The organism is Myroides sp. WP-1 (assembly GCF_014145635.1).
GTDB lineage: Bacteria > Bacteroidota > Bacteroidia > Flavobacteriales > Flavobacteriaceae > Flavobacterium.
The window spans coordinates 25,947-38,173 of sequence record NZ_JACHTC010000021.1; the positions used below are offsets into that span (position 1 = coordinate 25,947).

At 35.0% G+C, this 12,227-nt stretch carries 3 protein-coding genes; all 3 read right to left on the bottom strand.

From position 1 onward, the window contains the following. Positions 1-314: 314 nt before the first annotated feature. Genes H4K33_RS14540 through H4K33_RS14550 form a run of 3 tightly spaced genes read right to left on the bottom strand, consistent with a single transcriptional unit; the run spans position 315 to position 12,227 of the window. Positions 315-881, bottom strand: a complete 567-nt coding sequence (locus tag H4K33_RS14540; protein ID WP_182650256.1) for a hypothetical protein — start codon at positions 879-881, stop codon at positions 315-317. Beyond that, entirely contained in the window at positions 878-1,444 is a 567-nt protein-coding gene (locus H4K33_RS14545; RefSeq protein ID WP_182650259.1) for a hypothetical protein, read from the bottom strand. Before H4K33_RS14545 ends, H4K33_RS14540 begins: the two co-directional genes overlap by 4 nt. Then, positions 1,428-12,227 carry an RHS repeat-associated core domain-containing protein gene (locus H4K33_RS14550; protein ID WP_182650261.1) on the bottom strand — a complete coding sequence of 3,600 codons (10,800 nt, stop codon included), beginning with the start codon at positions 12,225-12,227 and terminating at the stop codon, positions 1,428-1,430. Before H4K33_RS14550 ends, H4K33_RS14545 begins: the two co-directional genes overlap by 17 nt.

Sequence of the window (12,227 nt, forward strand, 5' to 3'; positions counted from 1 at the left end):
TCTTTTGCTCGCGCGAACTCAACCTTGGATTTACAAGACCAACTGTCCATATAAAAATAAGGTTTATTTGGTTGGAAAAGAACAACTAAAGAAAATTACAAGCTGTTTTATAAAACAAAACCCACTAAAGACAGTGGGTTTTTGATCTTTTATAATTTAGGCACACGGACTGCACCCGAGACTTTAACCGAATTGAACGAAGTTAAATCCGCGCGATCGGGATTTAAGGTGCAAGTACATGCGATCGGGATTGAACGAAGTTAAGTCGGTACGATCATATAAACAGTAAATTAAATCCTAATTTTTATTCATACTTATTTTATTTTAAAAAACAGAACTTCACCATCTTGAGAACCAATACTATTATAAAAACCATTGCAAAAAAAATAATACATTAAAGTAAAAATCCTACTTTCATTAAACTGCATTTTTTGATTCAAGATATACTCCTTGTCTTTCTTAATTTCAACACAATATTTTCTTTTAATAAAATCTAATCCATTTTCATTATATTCCTGTTTAATATTTAAATCAATCTTGACTCTTTGATTAAATGATATTTCATTAATTAAAAAATTAGGTAGAAGATCATCGTATTGTACTTGATATAGAAAATCACAATATGAAATTTTTCTCGCATAGTCTCTTTCATAGACAGAATAAATCTGTCTTAATTTACACAGATACAAATAATCTTTCTTCATTACTATTATTATAAGAGACTCATATCTATTAACCGTAGAAAAATCCGTGTTTTTACATATTTCATTTAAAAATAAATTATTTTTCGCACTATTGTTGATTGACCATTTATCGTTAATCAACCACGTCAAAAAAAGCAATGAAGCTATAAGAAGTATTCCAAATATTTTTTTTTTCATATTTCTAAGTTTTGAATCGTATTACTAGCAATAAAACCATCCCCATCAAAAACAATAAAATAATTATTTATAAAACATAAATACAACACTGTAAATTGAGTGTTTTCTTCTAAACCTGTCTTTAAATAAATCTCGTTACTATTTCTCCATATATTACTTTCAAAATATTTATTTTTTAAATATTCTAAACCATTTAATTTATACTCGCTTTCCACCAGCAAGTCCAATGAAAACTTATTTCCAAAAGAAATATCTTCTAATAATTCTTTACTTATAAAGTTTTTTTCTTTGATTACATTGGCAATATATTGGCAATATAAAAACTCCTTTTTATAATATTTTTCATATGTTAAATTCAATAAATTTAGTCTTGTCAAAAAAATATCATCATTACATCTAACTAAGATTATAAAAGCTTCTTGACTACTTTTGGTACTTTCAACTTTATTATTTTGACACAATACATTTACAAATGCTGCATTGTTTTGTTTTGTTTCAGTACCAATACAAGAATTTAATATTACTGAAATACTGAGAACTATTATATTATTTTTTATCCTCATTATAAATTTGTTTATTATTTGGTGGATTCTTTAAAAGTTCTGGATCTATCGTGTCTTTACCATAAGTAGTACGAGGCTCATTTCCTATTACTTCATTCGCCAAATTTTCATTATAAACTGCTCGTATTTCAGAAGGATCATCTGCTGTATTATCGCGCTTATTATCGCGCATATTTCCTATATTATGATCTAAAATATGTCGAAATTCATGCGCTATAATTTCAAAAGCAGTTTTTTTTGTTACATCAAAATTAAATGTTGTTCTCGTATCTGAAGAAAAACCTATAGCAGATAAACCATCTAAACTCTCAACGGAATTATCCTTCCCTTGTTCGATATAATTATTTGATTTATTCTGTTCAATATATCTAAACTGAGCAATTAAGGTTTTATCTTTTGAACGTAAGACTTCTTTAAACCCTTGTAGTGCTCTATACATCGTTGATTGTTTTTTTGCATCTGGTGTAAATATCTTGTTCTTGCTATCATAAAATGCTCCATTTCTATAAGTAAACACTTGATCGTTCCCCTTATTACCTCGAATCACATATATAATCTTTCTCCCATCAGGATCAATTGCATTAATAGGATTATTAGCAACATACGTATAAGGATTTATATTCGGATATTTCTCCGCCAACGGGTCCACACTCAAAAATATACTTGTTCCCGGATCATAATACCTTGCTCCATAGTAGTAATACCCTGTTTGAGGATCAATTTCTTTTCCGTTGAACTTGTACACATTCTCCAAAATATTGTTGGTGCTTTGTTCCACCATCACCTCCCCAAACGGTAAGTATTCAATATATTGAACAGGTTTACCTTTTAAGTCTGTAATATACGAAGTACTGCCCAAATGATCACTATGGTACCACCAAATAGGAGTTACTACATCCCCTGGATCTACTGTTAGTGGTGGGTTTGTACCTGGTGGTGGGTTATCAGTCCACGTATCTCCAATAGCCGGTGGTAATACAACAGGAGGAAACACAGGTTCTTCTGGTGTTTCTGGATCTTCCCTAACAATTGGTGGAATGACTAATTCACAGAAATTGATATAAAATCCAGATTCACCTAAGATCCAATCTTCTATTACTTCTCCTTCAGTTCCTGGCAGTCGAATGCCTGGTAAACTATAACATTCTTTACAACCTAACAATCTACAAGTCATACAGTAATAGTATTGCAACAACAAGTCATAACCTGGTGGTTTCTCCTCCCTATCATAATAATACTCGATAAATTCAAGAAAGTTATTGTAACAATCCAATTCCAAACGATTAATCGGACCTGTAACATTCCCTAAATCTATGGGCTCTCTTGTAATAGGATCGAGCGGTATTCCTGTCAATGGATCATAGACATAACCTGTTTCAGGATCAATTACCAAACCGTCTTCAGTTAATTGAACACATCCTTGAGCATTAATTTGTTCTAATGCCTTGCAATAATTTGTACCTGTAACGTATAGTTCGAAGACCATACAATTTCCATTAACATCTCTTTGAATACACCTAGATCCTAATGTCTTACTTTTATCAACAATACTCAATATTTGTTGTCTACAATAGAGTTTTTCTGGTGTATTATAAAGCGAATTTAGTAAAAATTCTACTTGATTTTTACAAATAGCCTCTGACATTTGGGAAGTATCGGTAACTCCGGTCTCATTTATTCCAAGCGGTTCATTTACTCCCATAGTACTCATTCGCCCAGCTGGACTCATATGTGGAGATACATTGACAGTATTGTAATTTTCTGCTCTAAATCCTCCTACATCATCTGATTTACCAATACGAGAGGCGATACGTTTCGAGTTTGCATAGTAATGTTTAGTATACATGTTATCTGTATAAACAAGATAGCCACTTGGATATATAATTTCATTTGTTCCATAAGTCCCTACAGCATTAACTCCTCCGTTAATACTTAGACCACTATTACTGCTAATAATTTTTCTTACGCGTTCACCTTTTCCGTCATAGAGATAACGATTTTGAACTCGTCCATCATCGTCAATTAATGTGATATTATTATTTGCATCCCATTGAAATTTTCGACTAGTATAGGTCAATACATTTCTAATATTACCATTTGAAGTAATTGTCAATAAATTTCCACCAGGCTCATATTCAAAAGATTGACCAATTCTTCCCCCTGAAGTATCTCTTCCCACAATACGTTTTACTTGAGGTAAAGCATTATCATACGTGTAATCTCTACTTAAGGCATTTTCTGTAGAATTTGTTTGGTGCGTGTTTTTATCATATACACTATGTGCCTGCATCTTTTGAGCAATAGAATGGTCCTTATTGTATTTCATAGTCAAATTATACTGGTGTTCCTCTACCAAACCATCCCATTTACCTACTGCTTTAGCTAATCGATTAAACTTATCATAGGTATAAACTTTCTGATACGTTCCTCCTACTTTTATTCGATCATGTTGACTATAATTATTGTACATCGAAGTGACATTATTGTTCTTATCATATCCATAAACATTACGTGCAACAACACTTAGACTACTTAAAGAAGGCGATGACAACTGAGCGACACGCAAGCGTTCAACATAATCAAATTCTTGCTTTAATTCTACCCTATTTCCGTATCTCATATAATAAGGTTGATCAAAATGATTGTATTTCACCTCACTTAAATATTCTTGATTACTATCATTGACAATGCGAACTAACTGTCCCACACTGTTATAGTGGTAAAACACTTTTTCTCGATCGGGATACACCATTTCCAACAGTCGTCCCCAAGAATCGTATTTGTATTTTGTTTTGAAATAATGATCAACTCCACGTTGATCCGGAATGTACTTACTCTCTTCAACAACTTCTCCCAATTTCCCATACTTGAATGCATGGTTTCCTGTTCCGTCAATCATTAGTTCAAGACGTCCACCTCGTTCATACCTAAAGGTAGCATTGATGTCTTGTCCAATGATCTCAACTAATCGATTAAAACTATATCGATAATTGACGATGCGATTATTGGCATCTTTCTTTTGTGTAATCTGCCCTAAATCGTCATACGTAAATAGAGTAACACCTGAAGCTGAAGCATCCTTTTTCGTTACTCTTCCCAATAAATCGTACTCGTATTTGGTAAAGTGATTCATTGCATTAGTCACTTGTTTCACTTGTCCCAAAGGGTCATAGATAAATTGTGTTGCAAGACGCTCAATACCGCTTACTTGTTCTGTTTTTGTTTTTTGTCCTAATTTATTAAAATAACTAATTGTCGTATTTCCTTGAGGTAACACCACTTTTTGCGTCATTAGATCTCCTGTAAAGCCATAACTTGTTTTAGTTGTAGCATCAGTACCAAACACTTTTTGATCCAAAACGCGATCTTGATCATCATACGTGGTCATAATTTTGCGTTCCTCTAAATCCGTTGTTTGATAATATGTTGTTAAAATCGACGCTAAGGTTTGTTGTGGTCGAAGTGGATCGCAATACAACTCCTCTTCAGACAGATAGTTTTCTACCACACGTCCAAATTCATCGTATTTTGTTCTACCTGATACCGCCAAGCGAAGTGCAGGTGTTCGTCCACCGCAACCGAGATAACCTTCGTCATTTGCTAATTGTTTTTTCACTTGAATCAGACGTCCTAAACCATCCGTTAACATGCTCGTATGCAATATATTTCCATTACCTAAATTATGCTGTGTAATAGCCTTGCGATTGCTTACATAGGTGTTTTTGATGGTCCAATCTGTTTCATAAGGACCTTTCGCTTCTAATAGACGATTAAAAGGATCGTATTTATAACGCATTTCTTCTCCATAAACATCCCTTACAAGAACAGGTTGCCCAAAAGCACTATGATAAACTGTTGTTATATTTCCAAAAGGATCTGTAATAACACCTGGATAAATTCTAAAATAATTTGCTTCATTTGCACTTGTACCAGTAGTACTTGTTAAACTATAGTTATATTTATATACAAACCCACCTGGTAGTGTTTTCTTCGTCAAATTACCAAAAAGATCATATTCATACTTAATTGAACTAAATGTTGAAGAAGAAGAATATTTTTTAACCTCGCTATACTGTACCCCATTTGTTGTTACGCTGGCATTTGTTAATCGCAATTGCTGTCCACCAACTGTTAAACTTACCTTATGACTAATAGGTAGCGTTCTAATGCCCAAATTATAGGTGATATCCATCGTTACCCCACGATCAACATCCACATATTTTTTGACATTCCCCATTTTATCATACAACTCAAACTTTTGTTGCGTTTGATTCATTAGAGCTGTTGTTCCTGTTTCCTCTTGATAGGTCCAGTTTTTAGTCAGCATACTTGTTACTAATGGCAAAACGGATAATTTCTCCGTAAATGTACCCACTTCTGCTGAAGAAGTAGTCGCAGTATTCACATCAGCCGTTAACAAGCGAGTATCGTAAAACTTATAATCAAACGTTGTTTCCGTTAACAGTCTTTTTCTCTTGTCTAAGGTATAGGTCTTTTTGGGTAATCCTTTTTTATAGAGATACTGTTTTAATCCCGAACTCGTACCTGGTTGGTATAATTCATAATCATTCATTCCATTCAGAAGATACTCTGTTACTTCCGTGCGAAAGGGAACCCCATCCGTATTTAAAAGGTGCGCTTGGGTTTTTCCAAAACCAAAAAAGTTTCGTTCTTTTCGATCCTTATACCCATTAAAATACTCATACGCATATCGGGTTGTATTTTGTCCATCACCTTCAAAACCATCGTAAACGGCTACCTTAGTTAGTGCCCATTTCTTATACGGCATTTTATAGGTTGATCCAATCGGCGACTGGTCAATAGGATTAACGATATCGTAGTCTAACTCGATCTTTGCTCCTGTTGTTTGGGTAACCGCTTTCAATAAATTGGTGCGTTTAATACGCGATTTATAAACCGTAATACTCTCATTTTTAGTAGAGGTAACATAGTCAACAAATCCATCACCGTCAAAATCCATATAGCGACTTTCTTCGCTTGAAACATTTCGCCCTGTTGCTGCCCCAACAGAAGCACAGAATTTAGGTCCGGTTAAAATAAAAGGTAGGGGAAAATAGACACAGACAGTTACATTACCATTTAGTCCAGCTTCGATCGATTTTTGAGTTTGACTTCCTGGTAAATTATATCCAGTAGTTTCAAATCCTATACCTGTATTGATATAATATTTTCCACTTTGAATTTTTTCTGGCAATCCATCACCATTTAAATCCAGGTAAGTTATCTCATCTTTGGATGTACTTGAAGAAATACTCAATCCAGCAGATATATCTAGGTTTGATTGACTCGAAAAACCTAAACTTGACGCTCCATTACCGCTACCTCCGATAGTTTCGCTTTTACTCTTTTGTAGCGGTAAGCTTTGCCAGATTGTACTTTCTCTAAAAACTCCTCCATAATTTAGCAACACTTTTCCATTACTTTGAACAATATCAATCAATCCATCGCCATTTATATCTACATAAAAGCGATTAGCAGTATTGTTTGTTGTAAACTTACTCCCATTAAGTGCTCCACTGGCTTGATTTCCAATTTTTGTATTCAAATTAGCCATAAAGTTTGCTGCTCTAGTTGCCCTATCACCCAATTTTGGACTTCCTGACATACCTGCATTTCCACCTCCTGCTAAAGTACCTGAACCACTAATAGAACTCCTAACAGTAAAATCAGCTTGTACAATGCGACTTGACAGCCCTCCTCGCTTGGCTGTTATTTGGATGCGTTCACCGATAATATCTGGAAATCCATCACCATTAATATCCATAAATTCATTCAACAGCTCACTTGATCCATCTGTCTTTGCACGTCCAAAACTCAATCCTAAAAAGCCTAGTGACTTATTTGTTGTATTATTTTTAAAATAGGAGTATTTATTAATTCCTACTGCTCCAAAGTTACCCACTGGTACCGTAGGAGGGCGTAAATCGGGAATATCATCAGTCAAAAATCGAGTATAAGGGCTTATGATCGAAGATGAAACATACAAATGCTCGTGGCTTTCCCAACGATTCAACTGTTTATTAGGTAACAGCATAGCAAAATATTCTGACATATTACCTCCTAAATCTTGAATCTCATCCATCTCCAACTCTGCCTGATCTAACGTAAGATTTGGATCATTTAGAACATCTTGAGCCGTTGCTCCCGAACTTGTTGTATTAGAGGTATTATTAAAAAATTGAATATTTTTGCCTACAATAGGTTGATACGCTTGTCCAACATCAGCCCCCTTGTATGCAAACTGTCCCCAATTTCTAAACATGGGTCCCCACGCTATCGTTGATTCCGAAGTATAAATATTTGCTTTTACTTTTCCATTCGTGTCAACACCTGCCATGTAGGTAGAAGGATTTCCACTCGAGGTAGCTTTAATTAAAAATGGGGGTGGATTTGATCCACTATACCCTTGGTAATCATCTAATAATTTACCTATTTCATGCTCTGTGGTATAATATTCAAAGAAATATTTTTCTCCAATACTGGGACTTAACGTAAACGAATAAGAATTATCTAAATTCTCATAAATATAATTTGCATTCAAACGTTGTTTTTGAACAATAACTCCAGCTGCATTAAACTTATAACGAAACTTTACATAACCTCTAAATTCATTTGGATTGCTATTACTAACCAACGACATAATCTGTCCCGTATCATAGCGAGCAACTAAATAAATATAGCGATTTTCACATACTGCGCTTGTACAACCAGGAATAGAAAAGTTATTATTAATTGTTACTGTAACACGAGGTCCTGTTGCTATATATTGCAAAGGAGTATTACTAGTGTGCACTTTACTGTAATTGGTATAATAAGGGATTAAATAGATATCAGGGTTACTAGAATCTAATGAAACTAATTTGGGTTTAAACACATTATCAATTGCTTTCCAATTAATTTCAGAATCACTTTGTACTTCTACCTTTATGTAGTGAAAACTACTAGGTACAGAAGTAATTGAACTCATATCTAAAACTTGATTGGGAGAGGTCATCGTTGTGGTATTGTTGATACCACTAGCCTTATTATAAATCAATACATTATTACCAATAATAGGTAAATTTCCGCCAGCAGTACTCCCCTTTTTAAAGTAAGAAACCTGAATCGTTATTCGGTCTCGTTCATGAATATCAAAACTTGGCCATTCTAGGCGATATTTCCCTTTTTTATCAAACACATGCTCTTGGTTGGTCCCTACAATAAAGCTTTCTCGATAAGTAGAGGTATGTCTAGAAGATGTAAGTATCGGGTCTGGATTTACTCCAATATATTCAACTTTTGGATTCCATGAAACGCCTAATTCCTCTTGGGGAATTTGGTTGGTATGGGTACGAAAAAACAACAGATCTCCTTTTTCAACAGTTAAAGTATGATTGTGGGTTTCACTAGTTGATAACATTAAGTTAGGACCAAGTATAAAACTAGCTGTTCCCATCTCATTTGACGCATTCAATCGCTCAATTGAAAATTTTACTCCATTTTCTAACCCTACGTGTTGTTTACTAATCGTTCCCGTTACTTTTACTTGTCCTGGTTTAGGTGCACGCCATACCATCACCATATCCATAGGACCGTTAGTTAAATCCACTTGCGGTTCTGGATTTAAAATAGGCGCTACATCCTCTTCTTTTAATACAATAACAGGAGTTATAGAACTGTCTAAACTATAGGAAGGAGCCTTGGTTTGAGGATCTATGTACCCAAAATAAACTCGTTCATTATCCACTATATCTAACAATCCATCAGCATTGACATCAGTCATATATGAAGACGTTTTAGATGAACTCTTTGAATTTGATCGAGTAATATTCCCAACAAATATATTCAAACTAAAAGATTCATCACTATTTTCTCCTCTAGAATAACTCAAATTAGGGAGATCCTTGATGGGATAGATCTCTGTTGAAAACGCAGTTCCCAGATTTTTTCTGTAGTAGAATTTATTACTATCTTTAAACACTTTATCTGGTAATCCATCTCCATCAATATCCGTCATCATTACCTTAATTTCAGTATTAGAGGATCCTCCTCCAAAATTCCCTCCTAATGTGGCAGCCCGACTAAAAGGTAACCAAGAGTTTGGAAATATGGGTGTAACAATTCCCGCAGAACCTCCTCCATTAAAATTCGTCGATTTTCCTTCTGAACCTCCTAAAGCAGAAATATTAACTCCAAAACTATCATATTCAGTTGCATAGTCTTTATATGTATTAATTGTTTGCCCAGCACTCTCAAATAAAGGACCGCTGCCAATATCATCATAATAATCTAAATTATACTCTTGAATATTTGGTATGTAATTGTTATTGGAAACTTCATAATTATTATTGCTATTAGTATTGACAATCTTGTATAATAAACTTCGACCAAATTGCCCCTTTTTATACAAAAATTTATATTCATTAAAAGCGTACCCAATCGAAATATTCTCATTACCTACATTAATAGATGTTGCTATAGGTTCTGTCCTTACCACAATACGATCTATCAAATCAACACTTTTAGATTCTTCTCCAAAGCGATTATTTGTTTTAATATCTATTCGAGTACCGGCTGGTAAATCAATGGTTTTTTTTCTAAATACATCGATAATAAAAACATGACTATCTAAAGCTACTCTAGGCTGAATAATTGATGTAGTTTGAGGAATGTTATTAACCGTTAAATCCACTGAAGGATGTCGATTATAAATAATCTTACCTAACTGGTAATCACCATTTGAGTTCCTTTCATAATAATATTGCATAAAGTTTTCAAAAGGATCTTTAACTCTAGTCAAATACCATTTTCCTTTTGAATAAAGATCATACAGATATATCCATCCTGTGGTATGATCAATTACTTGCCAAGTATAATTATTTACTGGCCCTAAACGTTTGATTTCTAGATTAGGATTGTGTTGTGCTTTTTGAAACACAGCATTAGACACTCTATTAATCAGAGGATCTTTATGGGGTACATATAAAGTACGATCTGCTTTGACCAACAGCAATTCTTCTCCATTCAGTAGATAGGATTCTGTTTCTTTGGCTGTATCATATAAAGGCACTCCCCAGCGGGTATCAATCGAAATTGTTGGAACGGATAAACTCCATCCCAATCCAAAATCTCCCTCATCAGAACCACTGTTGTAATTTACAGAAATATCAGGTGTTACCCCCTGTCTCCCTTGAGGTAACATCAAAGGAAAAGTCAGCGCCGCATCTCCTCTATCGTTAATCTGTGGTACGCTAATCATCGGGATATTTTCGGTGGGATTCACTGCTTGTATTCCATTCAGCGTCGTCGGAGCGAAAGCTTCTCCTTCAGGACTCTCGGGTTCTTGAATAACACCCGCTAAGTAATCCGTAAAATGCGTAGTGACAGCAACAACTTGTTGGCTTTCTTCCAAGACATCAATCACCTTAACCTTTTCCCATTGTTTCATCTGGGTATCAAAGTAAAAAACCTGAATATCTTTGGCGCTATATCCTCGAGGTAACGCTGCAACATCGTAAGGTAACAGCAAGGTTACCTCTTGTTCAAATTGAATTCCATCTGGTAAAAAGCGATAAGCACTCTTGTTGGCCGTCACATTGATCATCGCCATACCCGTTGGTGCGTAATCACTAGGTCTTAATTCTTGGATAGACAAGGTAAAGTCGGCTTTACTACTACCTTCGGGTAAAAGGATACCCGCTCTACTTGCTGTAATCTCGCGAACTTCTTTTGCTTTTTGAACATCAAATTCATAGCGTTGAAAAGGCGTCGTTAATTCCTTTACTTCAGGAAGCGCTTTTGATTCCGACAAAACTACCGTTTGCTTCTCTAGCAGTTGATCCTCTTTTTTTAACTCCACAACCAGTGGCGTAACTACCTCTGGTGAACTATTTTCTATATACTCAAAACGACGATGGGTAATGGGAATACGCTTTCCAGAGATATACAATTCAGATTCGTTCTCGCTCAAATTCGACGAAACAATCCCCGATACATATACTTTTCCTGTGATACTATCGCGCACTGTTGTATTGAGTTGAAGTAGAGCTGTTGCATCTGCTGCAACGCGTTTTTCAATTTGTAAATGACGAACCAAGTATTGCGATCCAGCTCGTTGATCAGCTGTAAATAGCACTGTATTTATTCCCTGTTTTAAATTTGAGGCTGATAGGTATTCTTCTACTCGCGTCCAAGTGGTGGTCTTACTTTTTAAATATCCGCCCACACTGGTTGTTGTATTAATACTCTTGGCCACTTCCGCAGCACTCGATGCCCCATATAATTCATAAGACAAAACATACGTTGCCTGCGCATCTATGGCTTCCGTAATGTTTACACGGAATACATTATCCTCTGGGTTGTCATATGGCACCGTTTCGTCCACTCCAATGACACCATACACAAGATCAGCGGTATATAAGGTAGCGGATTCATTGTCTTTTGAATGAACCGTGGGTGAAGCTGTGCCTGTTGCTTGACTTATTTCAGCTTGTTTAGAAGCTTCTTCCATAGCCATCGCATCCGCTAGATCAATCTCATAAGAATCTACTACTTGCTCTTTCTGATCGAAATTATTTTCCGTTGTACTATTTACTGTACTATACTGTTGATTGATACGTTCATATTCTTCCCCATCCAACACTGGTGGATATAAATAGGCAACTTGTTGCTGAGGCAATGGATTGGCATAAGCAACAAAAACCTCAAAAACAAAACTTTGAAATAAACTAACTAAAATAACTGCAGCAATCTCTTTTTGGTAACGTTTAAAAAATGGTATCAT